This window comes from Streptomyces sp. NPDC048172, from assembly GCF_043202595.1.
Taxonomy (GTDB): Bacteria; Actinomycetota; Actinomycetes; order Streptomycetales; family Streptomycetaceae; genus Streptomyces.
On sequence record NZ_JBIDAT010000005.1, the window covers coordinates 710,133 to 736,444 of the forward strand.

The 26,312-nt window shown below is 72.5% G+C and carries 23 protein-coding genes; 14 read left to right on the forward strand and 9 right to left on the reverse strand.

Translation table 11 applies throughout. The features are described from left to right. Positions 1-19 precede the first annotated feature (19 nt). From ACGF3A_RS24950 to ACGF3A_RS24970, 5 genes are read left to right on the forward strand one after another with little or no spacing between them, the layout of a single operon-like run. Complete coding sequence (locus tag ACGF3A_RS24950; protein WP_393732494.1) at positions 20-1,225, forward strand: NAD(P)/FAD-dependent oxidoreductase; 1,206 nt, start codon at positions 20-22, stop codon at positions 1,223-1,225. Beyond that, positions 1,222-1,479, forward strand: a complete 258-nt coding sequence (locus tag ACGF3A_RS24955; protein WP_393732495.1) for a (2Fe-2S)-binding protein — start codon at positions 1,222-1,224, stop codon at positions 1,477-1,479. The genes ACGF3A_RS24950 and ACGF3A_RS24955 overlap by 4 nt, the downstream gene beginning before the upstream one ends. Beyond that, complete coding sequence (locus ACGF3A_RS24960; protein ID WP_393732496.1) at positions 1,476-2,996, forward strand: FAD-dependent oxidoreductase; 1,521 nt, start codon at positions 1,476-1,478, stop codon at positions 2,994-2,996. The genes ACGF3A_RS24955 and ACGF3A_RS24960 overlap by 4 nt, the downstream gene beginning before the upstream one ends. Then, positions 2,996-3,928, forward strand: coding sequence for a dihydrodipicolinate synthase family protein (locus ACGF3A_RS24965; RefSeq protein WP_393732497.1), 933 nt, complete (start codon positions 2,996-2,998; stop codon positions 3,926-3,928). The genes ACGF3A_RS24960 and ACGF3A_RS24965 overlap by 1 nt, the downstream gene beginning before the upstream one ends. Next, the gene (locus ACGF3A_RS24970; protein WP_393732498.1) at positions 3,925-4,926 is read left to right on the forward strand and encodes a proline racemase family protein; all 1,002 of its coding nucleotides are present in this window, start codon (positions 3,925-3,927) and stop codon (positions 4,924-4,926) included. The genes ACGF3A_RS24965 and ACGF3A_RS24970 overlap by 4 nt, the downstream gene beginning before the upstream one ends. Here ACGF3A_RS24970 and ACGF3A_RS24975 read toward each other — a convergent pair. Then, positions 4,878-5,303 carry a winged helix-turn-helix transcriptional regulator gene (locus tag ACGF3A_RS24975; protein ID WP_393732499.1) on the reverse strand — a complete coding sequence of 142 codons (426 nt, stop codon included), beginning with the start codon at positions 5,301-5,303 and terminating at the stop codon, positions 4,878-4,880. The genes ACGF3A_RS24970 and ACGF3A_RS24975 overlap by 49 nt on opposite strands. A 106-nt stretch (positions 5,304-5,409) precedes the next feature. Here ACGF3A_RS24975 and ACGF3A_RS24980 point away from each other — a divergent pair, with 106 nt between their 5' ends. Next, a complete protein-coding gene (locus ACGF3A_RS24980) occupies positions 5,410-5,817 on the forward strand; it encodes a RidA family protein (protein WP_393732500.1) in 408 nt (135 codons plus the stop codon). Positions 5,818-5,829: 12 nt separating this feature from the next. Here ACGF3A_RS24980 and ACGF3A_RS24985 read toward each other — a convergent pair whose 3' ends face one another. The 5 genes from ACGF3A_RS24985 to ACGF3A_RS25005 all read right to left on the reverse strand — a co-directional run bounded on the left by ACGF3A_RS24985 (position 5,830) and on the right by ACGF3A_RS25005 (position 13,459). Further along, positions 5,830-7,977, reverse strand: coding sequence for a trehalase family glycosidase (locus ACGF3A_RS24985; protein ID WP_393732501.1), 2,148 nt, complete (start codon positions 7,975-7,977; stop codon positions 5,830-5,832). Positions 7,978-8,341: 364 nt separating this feature from the next. Continuing rightward, entirely contained in the window at positions 8,342-10,333 is a 1,992-nt protein-coding gene (locus ACGF3A_RS24990) for a beta-galactosidase (RefSeq protein ID WP_393732502.1), read from the reverse strand. Positions 10,334-10,335: 2 nt separating this feature from the next. Further along, complete coding sequence (locus ACGF3A_RS24995) at positions 10,336-11,199, reverse strand: carbohydrate ABC transporter permease (protein ID WP_393732503.1); 864 nt, start codon at positions 11,197-11,199, stop codon at positions 10,336-10,338. After that, positions 11,196-12,119: a carbohydrate ABC transporter permease gene (locus ACGF3A_RS25000; protein ID WP_393732504.1), complete on the reverse strand. Its 924-nt coding sequence runs from the start codon at positions 12,117-12,119 to the stop codon at positions 11,196-11,198. The genes ACGF3A_RS24995 and ACGF3A_RS25000 overlap by 4 nt, the downstream gene beginning before the upstream one ends. Before the next feature lie 11 nt (positions 12,120-12,130). Next, on the reverse strand, positions 12,131-13,459 hold the full coding sequence (locus tag ACGF3A_RS25005; protein WP_393732505.1) for an ABC transporter substrate-binding protein: 1,329 nt from the start codon (positions 13,457-13,459) through the stop codon (positions 12,131-12,133). A gap of 142 nt (positions 13,460-13,601) precedes the next feature. Here ACGF3A_RS25005 and gcvPA point away from each other — a divergent pair, with 142 nt between their 5' ends. The 6 genes from gcvPA (at position 13,602) to ACGF3A_RS25035 (ending at position 20,207) form a co-directional block, all read left to right on the forward strand. Beyond that, positions 13,602-15,005 (forward strand): aminomethyl-transferring glycine dehydrogenase subunit GcvPA, encoded by a 1,404-nt coding sequence (gcvPA, locus tag ACGF3A_RS25010; RefSeq protein WP_393732506.1) that lies wholly within the window; start codon positions 13,602-13,604, stop codon positions 15,003-15,005. Then, positions 15,002-16,606, forward strand: coding sequence for an aminomethyl-transferring glycine dehydrogenase subunit GcvPB (gene gcvPB, locus ACGF3A_RS25015; protein ID WP_393732507.1), 1,605 nt, complete (start codon positions 15,002-15,004; stop codon positions 16,604-16,606). The genes gcvPA and gcvPB overlap by 4 nt, the downstream gene beginning before the upstream one ends. Continuing rightward, positions 16,603-17,829, forward strand: a complete 1,227-nt coding sequence (locus tag ACGF3A_RS25020; protein ID WP_393732508.1) for an ATP-NAD kinase family protein — start codon at positions 16,603-16,605, stop codon at positions 17,827-17,829. The genes gcvPB and ACGF3A_RS25020 overlap by 4 nt, the downstream gene beginning before the upstream one ends. Positions 17,830-17,838: 9 nt before the next feature. Beyond that, positions 17,839-18,585 carry an SDR family NAD(P)-dependent oxidoreductase gene (locus ACGF3A_RS25025; protein WP_393732509.1) on the forward strand — a complete coding sequence of 249 codons (747 nt, stop codon included), beginning with the start codon at positions 17,839-17,841 and terminating at the stop codon, positions 18,583-18,585. A 76-nt stretch (positions 18,586-18,661) separates the two neighbouring features. Then, positions 18,662-19,321, forward strand: a complete 660-nt coding sequence (locus ACGF3A_RS25030) for a GntR family transcriptional regulator (RefSeq protein WP_393732510.1) — start codon at positions 18,662-18,664, stop codon at positions 19,319-19,321. A 199-nt stretch (positions 19,322-19,520) separates the two neighbouring features. Then, positions 19,521-20,207, forward strand: coding sequence for a DUF4389 domain-containing protein (locus tag ACGF3A_RS25035; protein WP_393732511.1), 687 nt, complete (start codon positions 19,521-19,523; stop codon positions 20,205-20,207). On the opposite strand, the gene ACGF3A_RS25040 is transcribed toward ACGF3A_RS25035, so the two are convergent. Beyond that, on the reverse strand, positions 20,188-20,649 hold the full coding sequence (locus ACGF3A_RS25040) for a hypothetical protein (protein ID WP_393732512.1): 462 nt from the start codon (positions 20,647-20,649) through the stop codon (positions 20,188-20,190). The genes ACGF3A_RS25035 and ACGF3A_RS25040 overlap by 20 nt on opposite strands. Before the next feature lie 107 nt (positions 20,650-20,756). Here ACGF3A_RS25040 and ACGF3A_RS25045 point away from each other — a divergent pair, with 107 nt between their 5' ends. Further along, positions 20,757-21,557: a class I SAM-dependent methyltransferase gene (locus tag ACGF3A_RS25045; RefSeq protein ID WP_393732513.1), complete on the forward strand. Its 801-nt coding sequence runs from the start codon at positions 20,757-20,759 to the stop codon at positions 21,555-21,557. A 68-nt stretch (positions 21,558-21,625) separates the two neighbouring features. Here the strand turns inward: ACGF3A_RS25045 and ACGF3A_RS25050 are convergent, their stop codons facing one another. Both ACGF3A_RS25050 and ACGF3A_RS25055 read right to left on the reverse strand, forming a co-directional pair. After that, the gene (locus tag ACGF3A_RS25050; protein WP_393732514.1) at positions 21,626-22,594 is read right to left on the reverse strand and encodes a M28 family metallopeptidase; all 969 of its coding nucleotides are present in this window, start codon (positions 22,592-22,594) and stop codon (positions 21,626-21,628) included. A gap of 11 nt (positions 22,595-22,605) precedes the next feature. Beyond that, positions 22,606-24,171 (reverse strand): M4 family metallopeptidase, encoded by a 1,566-nt coding sequence (locus tag ACGF3A_RS25055; RefSeq protein WP_393732656.1) that lies wholly within the window; start codon positions 24,169-24,171, stop codon positions 22,606-22,608. Positions 24,172-24,482: 311 nt separating this feature from the next. Between ACGF3A_RS25055 and ACGF3A_RS25060 the strand changes: the two genes are divergently transcribed. Further along, positions 24,483-25,676: an acyl-CoA dehydrogenase family protein gene (locus ACGF3A_RS25060; protein ID WP_393732515.1), complete on the forward strand. Its 1,194-nt coding sequence runs from the start codon at positions 24,483-24,485 to the stop codon at positions 25,674-25,676. Positions 25,677-26,312: the final 636 nt, after the last annotated feature.

The window sequence follows — 26,312 nt, forward strand, 5'->3', positions numbered from 1 at the left end:
CCGAGGGCGGAGGGGTTCGGTGTACCGATCGCGGGCGGTGGTGCTGGGCGCCGGGATCGTCGGCGCCGCCTGCGCCCGCGAGCTGGCCCGCGCGGGCTTCGAGGTCGTCGTCGTGGACCGGGGCGGCCCCGCGGGCGCGACCAGCTCGCACGGCGAGGGCAACATCCTGGTCTCCGACAAGGGCCCGGGCCCCGAGCTCGAACTCGCCGTGCTCTCCCGCCGGTTGTGGCCCGATGCGCTGGCCGAGATCGGGCAGCGGCACCCGGAGCGGGCCGCGGCAGCCGAGTGGATCCCCAAGGGCGGCATCGTCGTGGCCACCACCGACGAGGGCGCGCGGGCGCTCTCCGGCTTCGCCGACGAGCAGCGCGCCGCGGGCGTACGGGCCGAACGGCTCGGCTCCGCGGCCCTGCTGGCCGCCGAGCCCCACCTCACCCCGGCGCACACCGCCGCCGTCCACTACCCCGACGACGCGCAGGTGCAGCCCGCCGGAGCGGCGGCGGCGCTGCTCGCCGACGCGCTGGACCGGGGCGCGGAGCTGCGCACCGGCTGCGAGATCACCGGCGCCGTCGTGCGCGACGGCTGCCTCACGGGCGTACGCCACAGGGACGCCACAGGCGAAGGCACCCTCGGCGGCGACCTGTTCGTCAACGCGGCCGGTCCCTGGGCGGGCCGCCTCGGCGCGCTGCTCGGCGCGCCCGTCCACGTCGAGCCCCGGCGCGGCGACGTCCTGGTGACCTCGCCCCTGCCGCCCACCGTCTTCCACAAGGTCTACGACGCGGACTACGTCGGCGCCGTCGGCAGCAGCGCGGAGGACCTGCAGACCTCCGCCGTGGTCGAGTCCACCCTCGCGGGCTCCGTGCTGATCGGCTCCTCGCGGCGCCGCGTCGGCTTCGACGCGCGGCTGCGCCCGGAGGCGCTCTCCGCCGTCGCCCGCAAGGCGCTGCGGCTCTTCCCCTCGCTGGCCGGAGTGCCGGTGATGCGCGCGTACGGCGGCTTCCGGCCGTACGTGCCCGACCATCTGCCCGTCATCGGCGCCGACCCCCGGCTGCCGGGCCTCTGGCACGCGACAGGCCACGAGGGCGCGGGCATCGGCCTGTCGGCGGGCACCGGGCTGCTGCTGGCCGAGCTGGTGACGGGGCGTCAGCCGTCGCTGGACCCGGCGCCGTTCCGCGTGGACCGCCCGGCGGTCACGGACGCCGACGGAAAAGAGGAGGAGCACGCGTGACATCCAGGATCACCCTGTCCGTGGACGGCGAGCCGGTGGCCGGGAATCCCGGCCAGAGCATCGCCGGAGTGCTGCTGGCCTCCGGCCGGAACGCCTGGCGGCACGGCCCCTCGGGCGCGCCGCGCGGCGTGTTCTGCGGCATCGGCGTCTGCTTCGACTGCCTCGTCACCGTCAACGGCCAACGCGACGTCCGCGCCTGCCGCCGCACGGCCCAGGAGGGCGACGAGATCACCACCCAGTCGAGGGCCTCGTGAACGGGCAGCCGCACGTGGTGGTCGTCGGGGCCGGGCCAGGCGGGCTTGCGGCGGCGGACGGGGCGCTCGCCGCCGGGGCGCGGGTGACGCTCGTCGACGGGGAGGAGCGGCCCGGCGGCCAGTACCACCGCAGGCCGCCCGGCGAGCCGGGCCCGCCCGCGTTCGCGCGGCGCCGGGCCCGGGTGCTGGCGCACCCGCGCTGCGCGTGGCTCGCGGAGACGGCGGTGTGGGCGCTGGAGCGGCGGGACGAAGAGGAGCGTCCGCCCCTGGTCCATGTGCTGCGCGGCCCCGCCGACGGCGCGGACCGCCCCCGTTCCGTGCTGGACGCGGACGCGCTGGTCCTCGCGCCGGGCGCGTACGACCGTGTGCTGCCCTTCCCCGGCTGGGAGCTGCCCGGCGTGGTCACGGCGGGCGCGGCGCAGGCGCTGGCGAAGGGCGAGGGCGTCGCGGTCGGCGCACGGGTGCTGGTCGCGGGCACGGGCCCGTTCCTGCTGCCGGTGGCCGCCTCACTGCTGGCGGCGGGTGCGCGCGTACGGGAGGTGTGCGAGGCCAACGCGACCTCCACCCTCGCCCGCGGCTGGTCCGCACGCCCCTGGGAGCTGGGCGCCGCGGGCGGCAAGAGCGCCGAACTCGCGTGCTACGCCGCGCTGCTGGCCCGCCACCGGGTGCCGCTCCGCGTGGGCCGTACGGTCGTCGAGGTGCGCGGCGACGGGCGCGTCGAGGAGGCGGTGACGGCGGCGCTCCGCCCCGACTGGTCCGTGGTGCCCGGCACCGAACGCACCGTCCCCGTCGACGCGGTCTGCGTCGGCCACGGCTTCACCCCGCAGCTCGAACTGCCGCTCGCGGCGGGCTGCGCCCTGCGGAACGGTTTCGTCGCGGTCGACGGCGACCAGCGCGCCGGGGCACCCGGCGTGTACGCGGCAGGGGAGATCACCGGCATCGCCGGTGCCCCGGCCGCCCGTGCCGAGGGCGCCCTCGCGGGCTGGCTCGCGGGCGGCGGCGACCCACGGGCCCGGAAACTGGGCCCCCTGCGCCGCGCCCGCGCCCAGGGCCGCGCCTTCGCCCACCGCCTCGCCCGCGCCCACCCCATCGGCCCGGGCTGGTCCGGCGACGAGGGCTGGCTGCGCGCGGCGACCGTGGTGTGCCGCTGCGAGGAGACGACGTACGGCGCACTCCGCGCCGCCGTCACCGCCCCCGCCACCGGCGACCCCCGCGTCGCCAAGCTCGTCACCCGAGCGGGCCTCGGCCCCTGCCAGGGCCGCGTCTGCGGCCGGACGGTGGCGGAACTGACGGCCCGGCTGCGCGGTCCTGGTGCGGGGCCCGGCACGGGGCCCGGGCGGAAACCCGACGCCCAGGAGGACTTCGTTCCGTACCGGCGGCCTGTCGCGCAGCCCATTCGGCTGGGGGAGCTGGCCCGCGAACCCGAGCCTGTGTCCGAGCCCGTACCCGAGTCCGAGGCCGTACCCGAGCCCGAGGCCCGCCCATGGCACGGGCCTTCATCTGAGGAGAGTGTCTGATGCAGAGCAATGCGCTGGGCGGCGTGGTCGTGGCCACCCCGCTTCCCTACCGTCCGGACCCGGCGGCGCCCGCCGGACTCGCGGTCGACCACGACCGGTTCGCGGAGCACTGCCGCTGGCTGGTGGAGAGCGGCTGTGCGGGCGTCGGGCCCAACGGCTCGCTGGGCGAGTACTCGTCGCTCACCGACGAGGAGCGCCGCGCCGTGGGCCGTACCGCGATCGAGGCGGTGCGCGGTACGGGCGACGGCTCCGGCACGGTCGTGCTCGGCGTGCACGGCGTGGGCTGGCACCAGGCCGTGCGCTGGGCGGAGGCCGCCGCCGAGGACGGCGCGGACGGCGTGCTGTGCCTGCCGCCGACGCTCTACCGGGCCAACAGGGGCGAGATCGTGGAGCACTACGAGCGCGTCGCCGCGGTCGGCCTGCCCGTGATGGCGTACAACAACCCGCTCGACACCAAGGTCGACCTGACCCCCGACCTGCTCGCCGAGCTGGCGCAGATCGACAACGTCGTCGCGGTCAAGGAGTTCTCCGGCGACGTCCGCCGCGTCCTGGAGATCCGCGAGAAGGCCCCGGACCTGGCCGTGATCAGCGGCGCCGACGACGTGGTGCTGGAGAGCCTGCTGATGGGCGCGACGGGCTGGTTCGCCGGGTTCCCGAACGTCTTCCCCGCGGAGTCGGCCCGGCTCTACGAGCTGGCCACGACGGGGCGCCTCGCGGAGGCCCGCGCGCTGTACGAGCCGCTGGTGGCGGCCTTCCGCTGGGACTCGCGCACGGAGTTCGTGCAGGCCATCAAGCTGGGCATGGAGCTGGTCGGCCGGTACGGCGGCCCGTGCCGCCCGCCGCGCGGCCCGCTCGTCCCCGACCACCGGGCGCAGGTCGAGGCCGCGATGAAGCAGGCCATCGCCAGCCTGCGGGAGGGCGGCGGCCGATGAGGTCCGTCCGTACGCTCAGCGCCGTCGACTCGCACACCGAGGGCATGCCGACGCGCGTGGTCACCGGCGGCGTCGCCCCGATCCCGGGCGCGACGGCGGCCGAGCGCAGGCTCTACGCGGTCGAGCACCTCGACGGCCTGCGCCGCTTCCTGGTGGACGAGCCGCGCGGCCACCCCGCGATGAGCGGCGCCCTCCTCCAGCCGCCGCTGCGCGAGGACGCGGACTGGGGCGTGGTCTACGTCGAGGTCAGCGGCTTCCTCCCGATGTGCGGGCACGGCACGATCGGCGTGGCGACGGTGCTCGTGGAGACGGGCATGGTCGAGGTCCGCGAGCCCGAGACCGTCGTCCGGCTGGACACCCCCGCCGGGCTGGTGGAGGCCAGGGTGGCGGTGCGGGACGGGGTCGCGGAGCGCGTCACGCTGCGGAACGTCGACGCGTTCGCGCTGGAGCTGGACGCGGTCGTCCCCGTGCCGGGCTTCGGCGACGTCCGTTACGACATGGCGTACGGCGGCAATTTCTACGCGATCGCCGAACTCGCCGATCTGGGCCTGCCCTTCGACCGTTCCCGCAAGGACGAGATCCTGCGCGCCGGCCTCGCGCTCATGGACGCCGTCAACGAGCACAACCGGCCGGTGCACCCCGCCGACCCGGCGATCGGCGGCTGCAAGCACGTCCAGTTCCTGGCCCCGGGTTCCACGGCGAAGCACTCGCGGAACGCGATGGCGATCCACCCGGGCTGGTTCGACCGTTCGCCCTGCGGTACGGGCACGTCCGCGCGCATGGCGCAGCTGCACGCGCGCGGCGAACTGGCCCTGGGCGACGAGTTCGTGAACGAGTCGTTCATCGGCACCCGCTTCACCGGAAACCTGGTGGGCACGAGCGAGGTGGGCGGCCTCCCGGCGGTCGTCCCCGAGTTCTCGGGCCGCGCGTGGATCACCGGGACGGCCAACTACCTGCTGGACCCGGACGACCCGTTCCCGGAAGGGTTCGTGCTGTAACGGCCGCGCGCGGCCTCGATGTCGGCGAGGTAGCGGTGGGTCCAGGCGCACATGCCGTCCACCGTCGCCCGCAGGCCCCGCCCCGGTTCGGTCAGGGTGTACTCGACCCGGGGCGGGACGGTGGGGTGCACGGTCCGCTCGACGAGGCCGTTGTGCTCCAGCATCCGCAGGTTCTGGGTGAGCATCTTGTGGCTGATGCCCTCGATCTCGTCGCGCACCTCGCCGAAGCGCAGGGTGCGCTCGCCCAGCGCCTCGATGATCAGGAACGCCCACTTGTTGGCGACGTCCGAGAAGATCTCGCGGGCCAGCGAGTCCGCCCGCGTCAGATCCGCGTCGGCCGCGTCGGGCTTCCCGCCTCTGACCTGCTTGGTCACCATGAGGTTCCCCAGTCACTGAAAAGTGCGTTCTTCCATGTCAGCGGCCACTCTCCTACGGTTCCCGAGTAACCACAAGTGACTACGAGCCGATGAACGAGGGAAGCGCATGTCCATCACCCTGGTGAACCCCGACGGGCTGCCGAAGGTCGACGCCTACCGTCAGGTGGCCGTCGCGACGGGCACCCGGCTGGTCTTCGTCGCCGGGCAGGTCTCCTGGGACGCCGACGGCGTCACCGTCGGCGAGGGCGACCTCGCCGCGCAGGTCGAGCAGTGCTATCTCAACGTCGCGACGGCCCTGGCCGGGGTCGGGGGCACCTTCGACGACGTCGTGAAGCTGACCGTCCACGTCGTCGACTGGACCCCCGACAAGATGCCCCTCTTCGCGGACGGCGTCGCCCGCGCCGCCGCGAAACTGGGCGTCACCCCGGTCCCGCCGGGCACCCTCCTGGGCGCCGCGGCGCTCGACGTGCCCGAGCACCTGGTCGAGGTCGAGGCCACGGCGGTCCTGGACTGACGGCCCGGACGGCTACAGCAGGGGCAGGAGCAGCGCCGCCGACCAGGAGAAGTTGGCGGCGTTGAGCCCCTTGCCCGTCGTCGGGTCGTAGTTCTCGCGGATCGGGTCCGTCGTGGATCCCACGCCCGTCGCGCCGATCAGCCGGGACATCAGCTCCCGCGCGTCACGCCCGTAGCCGTACCGGCGCAGGCCCTCCGCCGCGTAGTACGCCTGGTCGAGCCAGACCGGGCCCCGCCAGTACTTCGTGGGCGCGAAGTACGGCGAACTCTTGGCGACCGTCGGGAACGGGACCTTCGTCGCGAACTCGTCCGGCGAGACGAGGAGCTTCCGCGCCTGCCGGGCCTGGTCCCGGCTCGCGGTGCCCGTCCAGAGCGGGATCGCGCCCTCGATGCCGCGCCCGCGCGCGACGAGCCGCTCGCCGCCGAGCGAGGTGTCGTGGAACCAGCCCGTCTCCGGGTCGTACATCGACTCCCGTACCGCGCGGTGCGTCTTCGCGGCGCGGGTACGCCAGGAAGCGGCCTCGCCGCCGTGCCCGGAAGCGCCCGCGATCCGGGCGATATAGCCCTGGTCGGCGGCGAGATAGGCGTTCAGGTCGACGGACTCCTGGTTGATGGAGAAGCCCAGCTTCTTCCCGCCGGGGCCGGTGTTGGGCAGCGCCTTCGTGCCGAGCTTCGCGTCGAAGCGGGGCGCGTTGTCCATGCCGCTCTCCCAGGCCGCCGCCAGCCGGGCGTCCTCGGGCGTCTTGTTGGCGGGGTCGATCGTCGCGCCGTACTCGGCGAGGCCGTCGCGGTCGTGGTCCCGGTTGCGGTACCACCACTCCTGGTACGCGGTCAGCTTCGGGTACATCTCGCGCAGGAACGCGCGGTCGCCCGTCTGCCGGTAGATCTCCCACACCGCCCACGCGGCGAGCGGCGGCTTGGAGTTCCGCTCGTTCCAGTTGCCGCCGTCGTGCTCCTGGTCGTTGTAGAAGACGGCGTCGGGCACCATGCCCGCGTCCTGCGGGCGGTCCTTGTCTCCGGGGCGTACCTGGTGGTCGAACATCGACCGGATCTGGTCCTTCGCCAGCCCCGGCGCGAAGCGCGCCGTGCCCACGGCCTGCTTCCACGAGTCCCAGGCCCAGAAGCCGCCCGCGAACCACTTGTCGGAGACCGACGGCGTCACCCCGTCGTGCCGCAGCATCCCCGCCGCGCTCCGCCAGTTGGTGATCAGCGTCTCCACGGACTTCACCGCGAGGCGCCGCCGGTCGGCGGGGACGCCGCGCGTCGCCTTCCGCACGTAGCCGTCCCAGCGCTCCTCGCCGCGTGCCGTGACCGCGCCGGGCTGCTTGAGCGCCCGCGCGGCCCGCGCCTCCTCCCTCTGCCGCTCGGCACGGGTGAAGGTGTACGACTCGGTCCAGTCGAGGGACACGTCCTTGCCCGGGTATACGCGCAGGGGCCGTTCGAGGTCCGTGCGGTACGTGTCCTTCTCGGCCTTCGTCCGTACGGGCTCGGCGTGCCGGACCTCGAAACGCTCGGTGCCGTCGGTGAGGTAGTCCCAGGTCTCGCGTACGCGCGCGAAGTCGACGCCGACGCCGCCTTCTGTCGCCTTGAGGGAGGGCGCGTCCCGCATCGGCTTCTTCGCCGGACGCAGCATCTTGCCGGTCCAGCGGGCGCCGAGGGTGCGGGTGCCGTCTCCGGTGTTGCTGACGCGGGCCCGTACGAGCGCCGTACGGTCGGTCGCGTACCGCAGGTCTATGGTGAGCCGGAGGTTCTCGTCCAGCTGGTAGCTCTGCCGCAGCACGCCCGGCAGGGCCGTGAACTCGGGCTTGCCGCCTGCTCCGAGGTCCAGCGGCTTTCCCTCCTCGGTCAACCGGAGCTTGCTGAACGAGTCGCTCAGCCACCAGGGGTACTCCTGCGCGATGTACAGGGGCCCGGCAAATCCTCCCCAGCTCTTCTTCTCCTTCTCGTCGGGCAGGGCGTACGCGTGCCAGGCGCCCTTGTCCGCGAACACGTTGACGGGGTTGCCGTCTTCCTCTTTCTCCCCTCCGGGGTGGGCGGTCTCGGGGACGCCGCGCATGTCGAGGACGTCGGCGTACGACGACGGGGGGCGAGCCTGCGCGCTTCCCGTCGCGGGGACGAGCAGCGCGGCGACAACCGCACAAGCGATGAGAGGACGTCTCATGTCGAGTGGTTCACCTTTCCTTGCAACGAGCTGACATCAGGGCTTGCCCCTTTGCCCTCAGGGGCGCGGGGCTGTGTTTGATTTGCGGCTCCGCCGCGTGGGCGCGACCGGTTCAAGACTTTTGGGCTTGCCCGTTAAGGGGCGCGGGGAACTGCGCGCCAAGCCACGACGCACCCGCAGCCCGCGAAGCACAGCCCGGGGCAACCCGAACCCGGCCCTGTACGCGGGCACCCGGCATGGGGGGGCTGCGCTTGCCAACCCTGCGCCTTGCGCAGACTTCCCAAGCTCCGCAGGAGCGGAGGGAGAGTCAGGGGCGCGGGGAGCTGCGCGGCCAGCCACTAAGCACTCGCACCCGGCGGTGTTGCTATCGGCGATGGCGGATCACCGCCGCGGCCAGTGGGGGGAGGCGGAGTTCGGGGCCCGTGGGGTTGCCCGACACGAGGTCCGTGCCGGGCGGGACCGGAACGGAGACGGCATCGGAACCGTGGTTGAGCAGGAAGAGGTACGCGGCATCCGGTCCGCGCCGGACCGTGGCCTCCACGCCGGATGGGGCGGCAGCCCCTACCGCGGCCTCGTCCAGCACCGTATCCAGAACGGCGGCGACAGCAGGACCCAGGTGGCAGCTCACATACCAGGCTCGCCCCCGACGCGTGACCGCCGGAAGGCCGCTGAGCTCGCCGGCCGCGTACGTACCGACCGTCTCCACGTCTTCCACGGTCTCCAGCCACTCGCTCCACACCGTCGCCTCCACCTCGCCGGCGGGCAGGCGGACCGGCACGGACTCGCCGTCCGGGATCGGCCACCACTCGTCCACCGCCACACCCAACAGCTCCCGCAGGGGGCCCGGCGCCCCGCCCGCGTGGATGTGGTCGTGCTCGTCCACGACGCCGCTGAAGCCGCCGCAGACCAGGTGCCCGCCGTCCGCGACGAACCGTTCCAGCTCGGCGGCGTGCTCGGCCCGTACCAGGTGGAGGTTGGGGGCGAGCAGCACTCGGTAGCCGTCCAGCGCCGCGCCGGGGTGGACGAAGTCGACGGTGACGTTCCGCTCCCACAGCGCCGCGTACCAGTCGGCGAGCAGCTCGCGCCAGCGCATCCGCGCGGAGGGGTGGTCGTCGAGTTCGAGGGCCCACCAGGAGTCCCAGTCGAGGAGGATGCCGACCTGGGCGGACGTGCGCGAGCCCGCCAGTTCCCCGAGCCGGGACAGCTCCTCGCCGAAGCGCACCGTCTCGTGCCAGCCGCGCGAGGCCGTGCCCCGGTGGGGCAGCAGCGCGCTGTGGTACTTCTCGGCGCCGGCGACGGAGGCCCGCCACTGGAAGTACATGATCCCGTCGGCGCCCCGGGCGAGCGCCTGGAGGGACCAGAGGCGCTGCAGACCCGGGCGTTTGGGGACGTTGACCTCGCGCCAGCTCACGGCCGACGGCGCCTGCTCCATCAGCAGCCAGGGCTTCCCGCCCTTGAGGGAGCGCATCAGGTCGTAGTTGAGGGCGGCGTTCACATGGGCGCGGGGGTCGGCGGGGTCTGGGTAGGCGTCGTCGGAGACGAGGTCTTCCTCGGCGGCCCACTTCCAGTAGTCGAGGGCCTTGAACATCGACATGAAGTTGGTCGTGACCGGCGTGCCCGGCGCGACCTCGTCGAGGACCGCCTTCTCGGTCCGGTAGCACTCCAGCAGCGCGTCGGAGGAGAAGCGCCGCCAGTCGAGGTTCTGGGTCGGGTTGACCGGGCCCGGCGCGGCGCGCGGGGGCTCGATCTCGTCGAACGTGCCGTACCGCTGGGCCCAGAAGGCGGTGCCCCAGGCGTGGTTGAGGGCCTCGACCGTTCCGTACCGTGCGCGCAGCCAGCGGCGGAAGTCGGCGGCGGACTCCTCGCAGAAGCACTCGGTGACGTGGTCGCCGTACTCGTTGTGGATGTGCCAGAGGGCGACGGCGGGATGGTCCGCGTACCGTTCGGCGATCCGCCGGGTCAGCTCGGCCGCCGCCGACCGATAGGCGGGCGACGAGGGGCAGTAGTGCTGCCGGGACCCGAACTCCAGGCGTACGCCCTCCGCCGTGACCGGCAGGATCCCGGGGTGGGCGCGCACCAGCCAGGCGGGCGGCGAGGCGGTCGCGGTGGCGAGGTCCACGGCGACGCCGTGCTCGTGGAGGAGGTCGAGGAGCCGGTCGAGCCAGCCGAAGTCCCACTCCTCCGGGCCCGGCCGGAGGCGGGCCCAGGAGAAGACGCCGAGCGTGATCATGGTGACCCCGGCCTCGCGCATGAGCTTGGCGTCCTCGGCCCAGACGGTCTCGGGCCACTGCTCGGGGTTCCAGTCGCCGCCGTAGAGCAGGCCGGGGACGCGGGTGAGGTGAGGGGAAGTGGTCATGTTCAACCTTTCAGGGCTCCGCCGAGCAGTCCGGCCACGAACTGCCGCTGGAAGAGCAGGAAGACGATCATCAGCGGGAGCGTGGCGAGCAGCGAGCCGAGCATCAGCCCGGAGTAGTCGACGCGGGAGAGGCCGGTGAGGGTGTTGAGGGCGACGGGGACGGTGTACTTGTCCTCGGTGTTGAGCATCAGCAGGGGCCAGATGAAGCTGTTCCACTGCGTCATGAACGTGAAGATGACGAGCGCGCCGAGCTGCGGCCGTACGCAGGGCAGGACCACGGTGTAGAACGTGCGCAGCTCGCCGGAGCCGTCGATCCGGGCGGACTCCAGCAGCTCGTCGGGGAAGTCCAGGAAGCCCTGGCGCATCAGCAGGATCCCGAAGGAGTTGGCCAGGAACGGGATGATGATCGCCTGGTAGGTGTTCACCCAGCCGAGGCTGGCCATCATCTGGAAGAGCGGGACCAGCAGCACCTGGAGCGGGATCATCATCGTGCCGAGGATCGCGCCGAGCAGCAGCCCCCGCCCCCGGAAGCGGAACTTGGCGAGGCCGTAGCCGCACATCGCGGAGATCAGCGCGCTGAGCACGGTGTGGATGACCGCGATGCCGAGGCTGTTGAGCATCACGCGCCCGAAGCCGACGGAGTCCTGGAGCCGCTGGAGGTTCTGCAGGAGTTCACCGCCGGGGAGGAAGGGCGGCGGGGAGTGGAAGAGGTCGCCGGTCTTGTGGGTGGCGGCGACGGCCATCCAGAGGAACGGGATCAGGCTGACGACGCCGCCCACGAGCAGCACGAGGCGGAGCAGCCAGCGGCCCGCCCGCACGGGGTTCACGAGGGTGGCGGTGGCCTTGGGGGTGCTGGGCGCGCTCATCGCTTGCTCTCCCTTCCGAAGAAGCGGAACTGGAGGAAGGAGATCACCGCGATGACGGCGACCACGACCCAGGCGATGGCGGCGGCGTAGCCGAAGTCCATCTGCTGGAAGCCGACCTTGTAGAGGTAGAGGACCGGGGTGAGGGTGGCGTCGTCGGGGCCGCCGCGGGTGAGGGTGTAGTTCTCGTCGAAGAGCTGGAGCGTGCCGATCGTCGAGGTGATCACGCAGAAGAGGATCACGGGCCGGAGCTGCGGGAAGATCACCTTGGTGTACGTGGTGAACGTGCCCGCGCCGTCGATGGCCGCGGCCTCGTGCTGTTCGCGGCCGATGGACTGGAGCCCGGCGAGCAGGATGACGGCGTTGTAGCCGACCCAGCGCCAGGTCATGGAGCCGATGAGGGAGATCCGGGCCCAGGTGGGGTCGTTCAGCCAGTCGACGGGGGCGAAGCCGAGCGCGTCGCCGATCTGGTTGACGAGGCCCCCGTCGGTCTTGAGGAGGACCTGGAAGACGACGGCGTAGGCGACGAGCGTGGTGACGGCGGGCAGGAAGTAGACCGCGCGCCAGGTGCCGCGGAAGCGCAGCCAGGACTGGTTGAGCAGCACGGCGAGGATGAGCGCGAGCACGATCATCAGCGGGACCTGGACGATCAGGATGAGCCCCGTGTTGACCATGGAGTCGAGGAAGGACGGGTCCTGGAACATCCGCGCGTACTGGTCGAGCCCGACCCAGGTGGTCTTGCCGTTCTCGGTGCTGGTGAAGCTCTGGTAGAAGCTGGCGCCCAGCGGATAGGCGAAGAAGACGACGAAGAGGACGGTCGCGGGCCCGGTGAAGAGCAGGTGCGTGAGCCGGGGCCTGCGGCGCCGCGTCACCGTCGCCTCGGCGACGGTGACGACGGGGGCTGTCGGAGTCTGTACGGCCATGGCGGGGCGCCCTATCTCGCGACGGTCTCGCGGCCGGTGGCGCCCGCCAGTTGCTCGGCGGAGTCCTGAAGCTGCCGCTTCGGGTCGTTGCCGCGCAGTACGGCGCCGGTGAGGGCCTTCTGCGTGATGTCTCCGGCCTTCGCGCCGTCCTTGTTGTACTCGACGGCCGGGATGTGCGGCGCCAGGTCGGCGAAGACCTTCCAGGCCCGCTGGCCGCCGTAATAGGCCTGGGGCTCGCTCAGATACGGGTCCTTCAGGGCCGGGAGGTAGGCGGGGAAGAGCCCCTCGTGCTTGAGCATGGACACCTGGTTGTCCTTGTCGGTGAGAAGGAATTTGGTGAAGGCCCAGGCCAGGCGGGGGTTCTTGCTCTGGGCCGGGATGCAGAGCATGGAGCCGCCCTGGTTGGAGGTGCGGGCGCCGCCGGGCTTGAAGGCGGGCAGCGGGACGACGCCGAACTTGCCCTTCAGCTCGGGCATCTCGGCGGTGAGCGTGCCGCTCCACCAGGCCGCCTGCGGCAGGGTGGAGGACTTGCCCTCCTTGGTCGCGGTGACCTGGCCGTCCCAGCCGCGTTCCCAGCGGATGAGGCCCCGGTCGCCGATGGCCTTGATGAGTTCGAGGGCGCGGACGGCCTCGGGGGTGGCGAGGGCGACCTTGCCGTCCTTGAACTGGCGCTGGCCCTGCTGCTGCATCAGGCAGGCGAAGAAGGAGTCCTCCGCCGGGTCCATGATCAGCAGCTTGACGCCGGTCTTCTCCTTGATGGCGGCCCCGGCCTTGACGTAGTCGTCCCAGGTCTTGAGGGACGCGGCGTCGACTCCGGCGCGGTCGAAGAGGTCCCGCCGGTAGAAGAGGGCGAGCGGGCCGATGTCCCAGGGCAGCGCGAAGGCCCGGCCCTCCTCGGAGGTCACGGTCTGCCACGCGGCCTGGTCGAAGTCGTCGGCGACCCCCTTCACCAGCGGCGTCAGATCGTGCATCCCCTGGGGGAAGTTGCCGATGTAGCCGGACATCTTGGGGCCGTCGACGGTGACGACGTCCGCGAGCCCGGTGTCCGCGCGGAGGCCGACGGTCATCTTGTCCGCGGCGTTCTCGTAGCCGATGTCGACGACCTTGATGGCCGTGCCCGGGTTCCGGGCCATGAACTTCTTGGCCAGCCTGGTCAGCGCGACGGCCGCCGAGTCCCAGGACCACACGGTGATCCCGCCCTTGACCGGCGTCGTCGCGCCCGGCGCGAGCCGTACGGCCTCGCGGTTGGTGACGCCGCCCGTGGCGCATCCCGTGGCGGCGGAGAGGGCCGCCGCGCCCGTTCCCGCGAGCAGTGCTCTGCGGGTCAATTCTCTGCGCACTCTTGCCTCCTGCGGCCACAGCGCTTAATTCTGTATACAGAACACGGAATACCCGCCCCATGCGTCAAGGGGCGTGCACCGAGCAACTTCCGTGACGGCCCGACGAGTTCTTGATCATCACGCGCTCCCCGGAAGGCGGCCCATGACCGCGACTCCCCCGCACGACCAGCGGACCTCACACGCCCACCCGTACGTCCCGAACTCCGCGCCCGCCGTGAAACGGGCGATGCTCGACGCCATCGGCGCCCGGAGCGTCGAGGACTTCTACGCCGACATCCCCGCCTCCCTCCGCCTCGACCGGCCCCTCGACCTCCCCGCGCCGCTGCGCTCCGAGGCCGGGCTCGTCCGGCACATGGACGGGCTGCTGGCGGGCGGCCGCTCCACCCGCGACACGCTCTCCTTCCTCGGCGCGGGGTGCTACGCGCACCACGTCCCCGCCGTCGTCGACGAGGTCGTGAACCGCAGCGAGTTCCTGACGGCCTACGCGGGCGAGCCGTACGAGGACCACGGCCGCTTCCAGGCCATGTGGGAGTACCAGTCGCTGATGGCCGAGCTGCTGGAGGCCGAGGTCGTCAACGTGCCGGTGTACGACGGCTTCCAGGCCGCGGGCACCGCGCTGCGGATGGCCGGGCGCCGCACCGGGCGCCGCCGCTTCCTCGCCGTCTCCGAGACCTCGCCGGACAAGCTCTCCAAGGTCGTGGACTACGTCCGGCCCGAGCACGAGGTCACCCTCGTGCCGCCGCGCGCCGACGGCCGCGCGGACCTCGACGCCGTACGGGCCGCGCTCGCGGTGGGCGACGTGGCGGCGGTGTGGGCCGAGGCCCCCGCCTACTCCGGCCTGGTCGACGAGGGCCTGCCCGAGCTGGCCGCGCTCGCCCACGACGCGGGCGCCCTCTACGTCGTCGCCTGCAACCCCGTCTCGCTCGGCGTCCTCGCGCCGCCCTCCGCGTACGGCGCGGACATCGCCTGCGGCGACATCCAGACCCTCGGCGTGCACATGAGCTACGGCGGCGGCAACGCCGGGTTCATCGCCACGCAGGACGACGAGAAGCTCGTCGCCGAGTTCCCCACCCGGCTCTTCGGGCTGGTGCCCACGGCCGTCGAGGGCGAGTACGGCTTCGGTGACGTCGCCTTCGAGCGGACCTCGTTCGCGGTGCGGGAGGAGGGCCGCGAGTGGGTCGGCACCGCCGCCGCGCTGCACGGCATCGGCGCCGGGGTCTACCTCGCGCTGATGGGCCCGCACGGGATGCGCGAACTGGGCGAGACGGTCCTCGCCCTCACCGCCTACGCCAAGCAGCGGCTCGCGGACGTACCAGGCGTCGAGATCCCGCACGCCGACGCCACGCACTTCGCGGACTTCCCCGTCCGCTTCACCGGCTCCCGCACGGCAGAGGAGATCAACGCGGCGCTGCTGGAGCGCGGCATCTTCGGCGGCGCCGTGCGCGGCGAACTGGGCCCGCGCGAGGCCCTGTTCTGCGTGACCGAGGTGCACACCGCCGCCGACATCGACCTGCTGGCCGACACGCTGAAGGAGATTGCCCAGTGAGCGCCCGTACGACCGGTCCTGAGCCCACCGTCGACGACGCGCGGATCGCGCCGAAGCCCGCGCTGCGCCGGTTCCACCAGGCGCGCTGGGACGAGAAGCTGATCTTCGAGCTGGGTACGCCCGGCGAGCGCGGCGTCTCCGTCCCCGCGCCCGAGCCCGAGGTCACCGCCGCCGTCGGCGACCCGGCCGCCGCGCTGCCGGACGCGCTGCGCCGTACGACCCCGCCCGCGCTGCCCGAGCTGGGCCAGCAGCAGGTGCTGCGGCACTATCTGCGGCTCTCGCAGGAGAACCTGGGCGCCGACCTCAACATCGACGTCGGCCAGGGCACCTGCACCATGAAGTACAGCCCGAAGGTCAACGACACCTTCACCCGTGACCCGCGCGTCGCCGAGGCGCACCCGCTCCAGGACGAGTCCACGGTCCAGGGGCTGCTGGAGATCATGCACCGGCTGGAGGGGCTGCTCAAGGAGATCTCCGGCATGGACCGGGTCTCCCTCCAGCCCGCCGCGGGCTCCTCCGCGATCTGGTCCAACGTCGCGATGATCCGCGCCTACTTCGACGCGCGCGGCGAGGGCGGGCAGCGGGACGAGATCATCACCTCGTCCTTCTCGCACCCCTCCAACGCGGCCTGCGCCAAGACCGCCGGGTACAAGGTCATCACCCTCCCGCCGGACGCCGACGGCTACCCGGACATCGAGGCCCTGCGCGCCGCGGTCGGCCCCCGCACCGCGGCCCTCCTGATCACCAACCCCGAGGACACGGGGATCTACAACCCGCGCATCGAGGAGTTCGTACGGCTCGTCCACGAGGCGGGCGGCCTCTGCGCGTACGACCAGGCCAACGCGAACGGCATCCTCGGCATCACCCGGGCCCGCGAGGCCGGGTTCGACCTGTGCCACTTCAATCTGCACAAGACGTTCTCGACCCCGCACGCCTGCGGCGGCCCGGCGGCGGGCGCCTGCGGCGTGACGGACGCCCTCGTCCCGTATCTCCCCCGCCCCACCGTCGAGTTCGACGGCGAGCGGTACCGGCTGGACCAGGACCGCCCGGAGTCGGTCGGCTCGGTACGCCCGTTCTACGGCGTCGTCCCGAACCTCGTGCGCGCCTACGCCTGGATCATGTCCCTCGGCGCCGAGGGCCTGCGCGAGGCGGCCGAGGTCGCCGTCCTCAACAACAACTACCTGCTGGCGAAGCTCCGCGGGATCAAGGGCGTCTCCGTCCCCTACGCGGAGGGCCGCCCGCGCGTCGAGCAGGTCCGCTACTCCTGGGAGAAGCTGCACGAGGACACCGGCGTCCACAGCGAGGAGATCGGCCTGCGCGCCGCCGACTTCGGCACCCACTACTGGACCAGCCACCACCCCTACGTCGTGCCCGAGCCGATGACGCTGGAGCCGACCGAGTCGTACTCGCGGGCCGACCTCGACGAGTACGCGGCGATCCTCACCGAGGTCGCGCGCGAGGCGTACGAGGAGACGGACGTCGTCCGCACGGCCCCGCACCGCTCGACCATCCACCGCACGAAGGAGGAGACGCTGGAGTCCGCCGCGACCTGGGCGGTCACCTGGCGCGCGTACCGCCGCAAGATCCTGGGCGACGCGTGACCCCGTTCCGCATCGGCCTCGTGGTCAACCCGGTCGCCGGCCTCGGCGGCCGGGTCGGCCTCAAGGGCAGCGACGGCGTCGGCGTGCAGGAGCGGGCCCGGGCCCTGGGCGCGGTGCCGCGCGCGGGAGCCCGCGCCTCTGCCGCACTGACGGAACTCCGCGCGCGCGGCGTCGAGTTCGAGCTGCTGACGGCCGGGGGGCCGATGGGAGTGGACGGCGGACGTGCCGTCCACTCCCCCACCGGGGACGTCACGTCCGCGGCCGACACGGTGGCCGCGGTGCGCGCGCTGCGCGCGGCGGGTGCCGGTCTGCTCCTCTTCGCCGGGGGCGACGGGACGGCACGGGACGTGCACGACGCGCTCGCGCCGGACGGCGCGGAGGTGCCGGTGCTCGGCATCCCCACGGGCGTCAAGATGCACTCGGCAGTCTTCGCCGTGAACCCCCGCGCCGCCGGGGAGGTCGCGGCGGCGTACGTCCGTGACGCGGGCGGCGTACGGCTGCGCCGGGCCGAGGTCATGGACCGGGACGAGGCCGCGCTCCGGGAGGGCCGGGTCACGGCCCGCCTGCACGGCTGGCTGAACGTCCCGCACGTGCCGACGCGGGTGCAGCAGCGCAAGACGGGCAGCGCCGTTGTCGATCCGGAGGCGGTCGGCGGGCTCGCCGCTGAGCTCGCGGAGCGGGTGGCTGAGCTGTCCCCGGCTCTTTCCGGGGCGCCCCCGGGCAGAGACTGCCCCTCCCCCGACGACGCGGTCCGCGGGCGCGTCGTGGCTGGGCGCGCAGTTCCCCGCGCCCCTTCAGCTCTCGTTCTCGGGCCCGGCACCACCACGCAGGGCATCGCTGCCGCGCTCGGCGCGGACGTGTCGCCCACCGGCGTCAGCGTCCTCGCCGTGGAGGGGCGTTCGGCGTCCGTCGTCGCCCCCGACGCGACGGGCGACGAGCTGCTGGAGCTCGCCCGGGAACGGGCGGTCCTCATCGCCCTCTCCCCCATCGGGGGCCAGGGCTTCCTTCTCGGGCGGGGGAATCAGCAGATCGGGCCCGAGCTGATCCGGGCCGTGGGGGCCGAGCGGCTCGCTCTCGTCGCCAGTGAGGCCAAGCTCGCCGCGCTCGGCGGCCGGCCTCTGCTCCTCGACAGTGGGGACGCGGCGCTCGACGCCGCGCTCTCCGGGTACCGGCCCGTGCTCACGGGACGCGGCACCTGCACCATGTACCGCATCACGACCTAGGAGTTCTGCATGATCGACCTCACCGGCAAGCGCGCGATCGTCACGGGCGCGGCCTCCGGCATCGGGCGGGCGACCGCCGGTGTCCTCTCGGAGCTGGGCGCGTCCGTCGTGCTCGCCGACCTCGACGTGGAGCGGGGGGAGGAGGCCGCGAAGGAGACCGGCGGCACGTTCGTACGCTGCGACGTGTCGCGGCGCGAGGAGTGCGAGGACGTGGTGCGCACCGCCGTGGAGCAGTACGGCGGCGTGGACGTGCTGTTCAACAACGCGGGGATCATCCGCCGCTCGACCGTCCTGGAGATCACCGACGAGGACTGGGACCTGGTGATGGCGGTCAACATCAGGTCGGTGCTGCTGCTCAGCCGGCTCGTCATACCGCACATGACGGCGAACGGCGGCGGCAGCATCGTCAACGCCGGTTCCGGCTGGGGCATCAAGGGCGGCGGGCAGGCCGTCTCGTACTGCGCGTCGAAGGGCGCGGTCGTCAACATGACCCGGGCCATGGCCATCGACCACGGCCCGGAGAAGATCAGGGTGAACTGCGTCTGCCCCGGCGACACCGCGACCGGCATGCTGGCGGACGAGGCCGCGCAGCTCGGCGAGAGCGCGGACGCGTTCTACGACGACGCGGCGGACCGCCCGCTGGGACGTATCGGACAGCCCCGCGACATCGCCCAGACCGTGGCGTTCCTCGCGAGCGACGCCTCGGCGTTCGTGAGCGGCGCCGTCATCGCCGTGGACGGCGCGGGGACCGCCTGAGAGGGCCGATAATCGAGGCGTCGTGGCGGAGACCCGCCCCGCGCGGGACCGACCAACCGAGAAGGGGAAGCGTCAGATGGGTATCGAGCGGCGGCCGCTGCGCGAGCAGGTGAAGGACGAGATCCTGGAATTGCTCGGGCAGGGCCGCCTCGACACCGGCGAGCCGATCAACGAGATCCAGCTCGCCGAGGAGGTCGGGGTGAGCCGTACGCCGCTGCGCGAGGCGCTGATCTCCCTCGAACGGGAGGGGATCATCACCAGCGAGCGCGGCAAGGGCTTCCGCTTCGCCCCCATCGGGGCGCGCGAGCTGCGGGACGTGACGGCGATCCTGATCTCGCTGGAGTCGCTGGCGCTGGAGCTGTCGCCGCCGGAGCACCTGGCGGGGATCGCGCCCAAGCTGCTGGAGGAGGCCCGCGCCTTCTCCGCGCCGCAGGCCCCGCACGGCACGATCGAGCGGTACGACGACGCCTGGCACGACCTGCTGCTGTCCGGCTGCCGCAACACCCGGCTGATGGACATGATCAACTCGCTGAAGCTGACGGTGCACCGGTACGAGCGGGTGCTCATCGCCGACGAGGAGATCCTCCAGCGGGCCGCCGAGGAGCACGAGCTGATCGCCCAGCACCTCCTGGACGGCCGCCTGGAGGACGCGGTCGCCGCGCTCAAGGCCAACTGGACGAGCGGGATGAACCGCATCCTGGAGCGGCTGGAGAACCACGAGGAGCGGGAGGTGTAGAAGCCGTCCGCGTGGTACTCGTCCTCCGGACCGCCGCGGCGGTCGGCGACGGGTCTCCGGGCTCTCACCCACTCACCGGGGGCGTCGCTCCCGAACGGCCGTCGCGGCTCCCCGGCGGCGGGCCGTTCGGCCCCTCCCCTCCGCCCGCCCCCAGGGGCAACGCTCGGTGGTGCGTCCAGGACGAGGGAGGGGATCGCTCATGTCCGCACCGCCCGGCCCGCCACCCGCCGCACCGCACGCCGCGTCACCCGCCGCCGTCTCGCCCGTCCGGCTGGAAGGCGCGCTGGAGCCCTCGCTCTCGCGCTGGCTGTGGCTGGTGAAATGGCTGCTGGTGCTCCCGCACGTGCTCGTGCTGGCGCTGCTGTGGGTGGCCTTCGCCGTGACGTCGCTGGTGGCGTTCTTCGCGATCCTGATCACCGCGCGCTATCCGCGCGCGCTCTTCGACTTCGGCGTGGGGGTGCTGCGCTGGAGCTGGCGGGTGTCGTTCTACTCGTACGGCGCGCTCGGCACCGACCGCTATCCGCCGTTCACACTCTCCGACGACCCCAAGTATCCGGCGCGCTTCGACGTGGCGTACCCGGAGCGGCTCTCCCGGGGGCTGGTGCTGGTCAAGTCGTGGCTGCTGGTGCTGCCGCACGCCGCGCTGGTCACCCTGTTCGCCACGGGCACGCTGCACGGGGGCGGGGTCGTGGGGCTGCTGGTCTTCTTCGCGGGCGTGTCCCTGCTCTTCACCGGCGGCTATCCCCCGGGGATCTTCCCGCTGGTCCTCGGCCTGCAGCGCTGGGTGATGCGGGTGGCCGCGTACACGGCGCTGATGACGGACGTCTACCCGCCCTTCCGGCTCGACCAGGGCGGGAGCGAGCCGGTCACGGTGCCAGGGGTATGAGCGCGACCGCGCCCGGGAGGAGCGTGACCTGCTGAGGCGTCCAGCAGTCGGACTCCTCGGTCGCCAGGTCCGTGCCGCAGGTGGCGCAGACGAGGTTGGGCCCGTCGCAGCCGTCCAGCCCGCAGCAGCCGTTCCGCCGCCGCCTGCTGGGGTGCGGGCCGACCCCTCGCAGGTCGGCGCGGGCGAGGACGACGCCCACGAGCCCGGCGGGGAGCCGCACGGTGCCCTCCGTGCGCGGCTCGCGCGGCGGGTCGACGGCGAAGACGCCGGGTCCGACCCGGGGCGGGCACTCCTCCGAGCCGTCCTCTCCGTCCTCTCCGTCCGCCCCGCCGGGCCAGGAGAACGGAAGCGGCGCGTCGTCCACGTCCGGCAGCCGCGTCTCGCGCACGGGCCCGGTCACCTCGGCCTGGCAGCGGACGCAGCGGAAGACGTGGGTGGTCATGGCCCCATCCTCGCCGTGCGGCGCCGGACACGCACCCGGATTCCGCCCTGAGCGATCCCGGGCCCCGCGATCTTCCCCGTACGGGCGCGAGCGCGGATCGTGCCCGTATGACAGTGGGATTCGAGGGTGAAGTGGCGGATTTCTACGCGCGGTTCAGGCGGGGCTATCCGCCGGAGGTCTTCGACGCGCTGCGCGAGGCGTTCGGGCTGACGGAGCGCGACGCGGCGCTCGACCTGGGCTGCGGCACGGGGCAGCTGGCGGTGCCGCTCGCGGGGCTCGTGGGGACGGTGGTCGGCATGGACCCCGAGCCGGACATGCTGCGGCTGGCCAGGGAGACGGCAGCGGCGCGCGGGGCGGGGAACGCGGTGTGGGCGCTGGGCTCGGACGCCGACGTGCCCGCGCTGGGCGCGCTGCTCGGCGGGCGGCGGCTGGCGGCGGTGACGGTCGGGCAGGCGCTGCACTGGATGCGGCACGAGGAGCTGTTCCGGGCGCTGCCCCCGCTGCTGCGGCCGGGCGGCGGCCTCGCGGTCGTCGCCAACGGGGCGCCGCTCTGGCTGCAGGACAGCGACTGGTCACGGGCGTTGAAGGGCGTCCTGGAGGAGCACTTCCGTACGGAGCTGAAGGCGTCCTGCGGCACGGGCCCCGAGGACCGCGCGCGGTACGCCGCCGCGCTGGAGGACGCGGGGTACGGGGACGTGCGGGAGACGGTGACGGAGTACCGCGCCTCCCTGACGTTCGAGGAGGTCCTCGGCGGGGTGTGGTCCGCGGTCCCGGCCTCCGAGCTGCCGACGCGTGCCGGGCGGGAGGCGCTCGCGGAGCGGCTGCGGGCGGCGCTGCCAGGCCGGGAGGAGTTCACCGAGCACGTCAGCGTCTCGCTGCTGCTCGCGCACGCGCCGCGGGAGGGCTGAGGCGAACGGGCCCACGCCGCGCGGTGGCGGCGTGAGCCCGTCCTGACCTGGATCTCAGGGAACCGCTGTTACTTCGACAGCTCCCAGACGGACTTGGCGATCGCGTCGGCGTTGATGTTCAGCGCCTTCTCGTCGATGTTCTCCGTCGTGTCGCACTTGGAGTGGTAGCACTTGTCGAAGGCCTCACCGGCCTTGCCGCCCCACTTGTCCGCCTGCTCCTGGGACTTCGTCTCCTCGGCGCCGGAGAAGATGCCCCCGTTGGCGATGCCCGCCTCGGAGAACGCGGCGTGGTCGGAGCGGCCGTTGATGTCCTGCGGCTCGGCCTCGATCTTGGCCTCCTTGAGGGAGGCGGTCAGCGAGTCCTGGACGGCCTTGGAGCCCTCGGGCTCCTTCGAGCTGTCGTAGACGAAGTAGCCCGGGTTCGGGGAACCGGTCATGTCGAAGTTCAGGTAGCTGGAGATCTTCGACTTCTCGTCGTCCGACAGGCTCTTGACGTAGGCGGAGCTGCCCAGCAGGCCCAGCTCCTCGCCGCCCCACCAGCCGAAGCGGAGGTGCTTGCCCGGCTCGTACTTGCCCTCGGAGACCGCGAGCGCGGTCTGCAGGAGGGTCGCGGAGCCGCTGCCGTTGTCGTTGATGCCGGGGCCCTCCTCGACGCTGTCGAGGTGGGCGCCCGCCATCACGGTCTTGCCCTCGTCGCCGCCCTTCCAGTCGGCGATGAGGTTGTAGCCCTTCGCTCCCTGGGCGTCGAACTCCTGGACCTTGGTGGTGAAGCCGGCGGCGTCCAGCTCCTTCTTGATGTAGTCGATGGACGCCTTGTAGCCCTTGGAGCCGTGGGCCCGGTTGCCGCCGTTCGCCTCGGCGATCTTCTGCAGCTCGCCGAGGTGCCCCTGCACCTTCTCGACCGGGATGTCCGGCGCCTCGGCGCGCGGCTTGGAGGGCGCGGCCGTGTTCGCGGTGGCCTGCGCGATGCCCAGTCCGCCCGCGGCCAGCCCGAGGGCCGCGGCCGAGGCCAGGGATATTCGGGTGCGCTTCTTCATGCCGGCCTCCGCTACTTGACGTTGACGCCGGTCCAGGCGGCGGCGACCGCCTTGGACTCGGTGCTGTCCTTGCCGTACAGGTCGTCGGCGGCCTTGAGGGTCGCCTTGCGCGCGTCCTTGTAGTCGGTGGTGGACGTCATGTAGGCGGTCAGCGCCTTGTACCAGATCTTGGCGGCCTTGTCCCGGCCGATGCCCTTGACCTTGCTGCCGTCCTTGGTCGGGGAGTCGTACTCCACGTCGCCGATCTTCTTCTTGCCGCTGCCCTCGGAGAGCAGGTAGAAGAAGTGGTTGGCGATGCCCGACGAGTAGTGGACGTCGACGTTGCCCGCGTCCTCGGACCAGTAGTCGAGGGACTGCTTGTCCTTGCTGGGCTTGTCCATGTAGCGCAGCGGGGTGCCGTCGCCGTTGATGTCGATCTGCTCGCCGATGAGGTAGTCGCCCGCGTCCTTCTTGTTCTTCGCGGTGAACTCGACGTCGGTGGCGAAGATGTCGCTGGTGGCCTCGTTCAGGCCGCCGGACTCGCCCTCGTAGTTGAGGTTCGCGGTGGCCGAGGTGACGCCGTGCGACATCTCGTGGGCCGCGACGTCCAGGGAGGTGAGCGGCTTCTTGTCGCCCTCGCCGTCGCCGTAGGTCATGGCGAAGGAGGCGTCGTCCCAGAAGGCGTTGACGTAGCCCTTGCCGTAGTGGACGCGGGAGAGGGCGCCCTTGCCGTCGTCCTTGATGCCGTTCCGCTTGTGGACGCTCTTGTAGTAGTCCCAGGTGGTCTCGGCACCGTAGTGGGCGTCGACGGCGGCGGTCTGGCGCTTGCCGCCCCACTTGTTGTCCTCGTCGGTGAAGGGCTCACCCTTGCCGGTGTCGTCCTCCTTGTTCCCGAGGTCGGTGGTCTGGCCCTTGCCGCGCTCGCTGTCCGTGAGGGTGTAGCCGTTGCCCTCCTTGGTCGTGGTGAGCTTGACGTCGCCGCTGTACTGGCTGGCGCCGGTGCCCTCCTCGGCCGCGGCCTTCGTCTGCGCGGCGGTGGTGGCGGCCTTGCGGGACTGGGCCTCGTTGAGGAAGCCGCGGTTCTCCTCCAGCGCCGCCAGCTTCTTGCCGGACTGGGCGTCGGTGATGACGTGCAGCGTGCTGGGCGTGCCGTCCTTCTGGGTGCCGTGCACGACGGTGCGCAGCGCCAGGCGCGGCTTGCCCTCGGAGGCCCAGACGATACGGGTGGACTTGCCCGCCTTCGCCCCGGTCACCTTCTCCGACTTGGCGGCGGCGAGGGCGGTGGCGTCGGCGCCCTTGGTCGCGTCGTCGGCAGCGACGGTGGTCTTGACGGCGATGCGGTGGTCCGACGCCTTGGTGGTGGTGACCTTGCCGGACGGGGCGCGGTGGACGATCAGGTCGCCGCCCACGACGGGCATTCCGGCGAAGGTGCGGTCGTACCGGGTGTGCGTGGTGCCGTCGGCGTCCTTGACGACGTCGCGCTTGACGAGCTTCTCCTTGGCGCCGAGCCCGGCGGCCTGCGCGGCCGACACCTGGGTCTCGCCGCCCTTGTCCTCGCCCGCCATCGCGGAACCGGTCTCCACGGCCGCGACGACCATGGCGGCGAGCGCCACGAGGGCACCGCCACGGATCACGTTCTTACGCGCCGTGCTCTTCCCGGATATGTGGGAGTTGCCTCGCACTTGGTACTCCTTTTGCAATGTGTGGGGGGTCTCGGGACAAATGAATCCGTCCCGAACGCGTGTGCAAGATCCTGCCAGTGGGTTGTACGAGGTTGGAGAGGCGCAAGAGAAGCGTTACCGCACCTTAATGAAGTAACGCCCCGTGAGGACTAATTGATTGAACCCGGAACGTTTCACGGAACTCGCTAGGCTGACGGGCTGATTGACGAGATGAGGAGCGACCCCCCATGGCGATTTCGACCGGGATACATGCCGGGATACATGTGAGCCCGGAATTTCCCGCGACACTTGAGCGCATCGACGCGCTCGGCCCGACGCTCGACGCGCGCGCTGACGCCGCCGAGGAACTCGGCAGACTCCCCGAGGAGACGGCCGGCGCACTCTGGGACGCGGGCCTCATCAGGGCGGAACTTCCCAAAAGCCTCGGCGGTGACGAATTCTCCCCGCGCCAGCTGATCGAGACGGTCGAGCGGCTCAGCCGGTACGACGCCACGGCGGGCTGGACGGTGATGGCGCTCCAGCTCATGACCTGCAGCACCGCCGCCTACCTCGGCCCCGTCGCCGCCGCCGACCTCTTCCCCGACGTCGCGAACGGGGACCACGCACTGCTGGCCGGACACGGCACGCGCCCCGGCCGGGCCGTCCCGGTGGAGGGCGGCTTTCTGGTGAGCGGCGAGTGGCAGTTCGCCTCCGGAATGGCGCACGCCACCCACATCCACAGCGCGATCCAGGTCGAGGGGAGCGGGGAACTCCGGATTCTGGCGATGCCGAAGTCTCGGGTCGAGCTGATCGAGAACTGGGACGTACTCGGCCTGCGGGCCACCTACAGCATCGACTACCGCTGCACCGATGTCTTCGTCCCGGAGACGCACACCTACGTCGGCACCACGACGACCCCGCCCAACGGCGGCGCGATGTACCGCATGGGGCTGGTCAACATGGCCGCGATCGGGCACACCGGCTGGGCCCTCGGCGTCGGACGGCGCCTCCTGGACGAGATGCGGTCGGTAGCCGCGAAGAGAACCGGCTCACGCAACGCGCCCGTCGACACCTCCCACTTCCACGCGGAGTACGCGGCCGCCGAGGCCCGGCTCCGCGCGGCGCGGGCGTGGGTACGGGAGGTGTGGGCGAGCGTCGAAGCCACCCTCGACGCGGGCGGCTCGCTCAGCACGGAGCAGGACACGCTGATCAGGCTGGCCCTGAACCATACGACGTGGACCGTGCAGGAAGTGGGCCAGGTCGTGCACCGCTGGGCGGGCTCGGCGGCGATCCGACGCGGCCCCATCGACCGCTACCTCCGCGACCTCGCCACCGGGACCCAGCACATCACCTCGAACCCCGTGGTTCTGCAGAACTGCGGCAAATGGCTCAGCGGTGACCAGAACGGTACCCACTGGGAGTTCCTCGACCTACTCCCGTAACGGCACGCTCGCGCAAGACCCGCACCCTCAGGGGCGGGGCCCGGCACGCTCACGCAAGAGCGCACCCTCAGGGGCGCGGGGCCCGACACGCTCACGCAAGACCCGCACCCTCAGGGGCGCGGGGAACTGCGCGACCGGCCACGGCGCACCGGCTGTCCGCGACGCACCTGTCGGGGCAGCCCCTGCCCGGCGCCGGGTCCGGGCTGCCCCTGATGGCGCGTCGCGGGCCGCGCGTGCGCGACGGCTGGGCGCGCAGTTCCCCGCGCCCCTGAGGGCGCCCGGCGCAGCCGACCCGTGGTCCAACGGGGCTGCAACCGGGCTGCCCCCGACCGCGCGTCGCAGAGCGCGCGTAAGCGACGGCCGGGCGCGCAGTTCCCCGCGCCCCTGAGGGCGCCCGGCGCAGCCGACTCGTGGTCCAACGGGGCTGCAACCGGGCTGCCCCCGGCCGCGCGTCGCAGAGCGCGCGTACGCGACGGCCGGGCGCGCAGTTCCCCGCGCCCCTGGAACAAGCGTGCCCGGCGCAGCCGACCCGGGGCCCAATGGGGCTGCAACCGGGCTGCCCCCGACCGCGCGTCGCAGAGCGCGCGTAAGCGACGGCCGGGCGCGCAGTTCCCCGCGCCCCTGAGGGCGCCCGGC

Bases quoted from the DNA above. Each gene is read 5' to 3' on its own strand.
- ACGF3A_RS25050 (WP_393732514.1), bottom strand. From the start codon at position 22,594: ATGAAGAAGCGCACCCGAATATCCCTGGCCTCGGCCGCGGCCCTCGGG.
- ACGF3A_RS24990 (WP_393732502.1), bottom strand. From the start codon at position 10,333: ATGACCACTTCCCCTCACCTCACCCGCGTCCCCGGCCTGCTCTACGGC.
- ACGF3A_RS24965 (WP_393732497.1), top strand. From the start codon at position 2,996: ATGCAGAGCAATGCGCTGGGCGGCGTGGTCGTGGCCACCCCGCTTCCC.
- ACGF3A_RS25055 (WP_393732656.1), bottom strand. From the start codon at position 24,171: ATGGTCGTCGCGGCCGTGGAGACCGGTTCCGCGATGGCGGGCGAGGAC.
- ACGF3A_RS25025 (WP_393732509.1), top strand. From the start codon at position 17,839: ATGATCGACCTCACCGGCAAGCGCGCGATCGTCACGGGCGCGGCCTCC.
- ACGF3A_RS25045 (WP_393732513.1), top strand. From the start codon at position 20,757: ATGACAGTGGGATTCGAGGGTGAAGTGGCGGATTTCTACGCGCGGTTC.
- ACGF3A_RS24985 (WP_393732501.1), bottom strand. From the start codon at position 7,977: ATGAGACGTCCTCTCATCGCTTGTGCGGTTGTCGCCGCGCTGCTCGTC.
- ACGF3A_RS25000 (WP_393732504.1), bottom strand. From the start codon at position 12,119: ATGGCCGTACAGACTCCGACAGCCCCCGTCGTCACCGTCGCCGAGGCG.
- ACGF3A_RS25060 (WP_393732515.1), top strand. From the start codon at position 24,483: ATGGCGATTTCGACCGGGATACATGCCGGGATACATGTGAGCCCGGAA.
- ACGF3A_RS25035 (WP_393732511.1), top strand. From the start codon at position 19,521: ATGTCCGCACCGCCCGGCCCGCCACCCGCCGCACCGCACGCCGCGTCA.
- ACGF3A_RS24980 (WP_393732500.1), top strand. From the start codon at position 5,410: ATGTCCATCACCCTGGTGAACCCCGACGGGCTGCCGAAGGTCGACGCC.
- ACGF3A_RS25040 (WP_393732512.1), bottom strand. From the start codon at position 20,649: ATGACCACCCACGTCTTCCGCTGCGTCCGCTGCCAGGCCGAGGTGACC.
- ACGF3A_RS24975 (WP_393732499.1), bottom strand. From the start codon at position 5,303: ATGGTGACCAAGCAGGTCAGAGGCGGGAAGCCCGACGCGGCCGACGCG.
- gcvPA (WP_393732506.1), top strand. From the start codon at position 13,602: ATGACCGCGACTCCCCCGCACGACCAGCGGACCTCACACGCCCACCCG.
- ACGF3A_RS24970 (WP_393732498.1), top strand. From the start codon at position 3,925: ATGAGGTCCGTCCGTACGCTCAGCGCCGTCGACTCGCACACCGAGGGC.
- ACGF3A_RS24995 (WP_393732503.1), bottom strand. From the start codon at position 11,199: ATGAGCGCGCCCAGCACCCCCAAGGCCACCGCCACCCTCGTGAACCCC.
- ACGF3A_RS25030 (WP_393732510.1), top strand. From the start codon at position 18,662: ATGGGTATCGAGCGGCGGCCGCTGCGCGAGCAGGTGAAGGACGAGATC.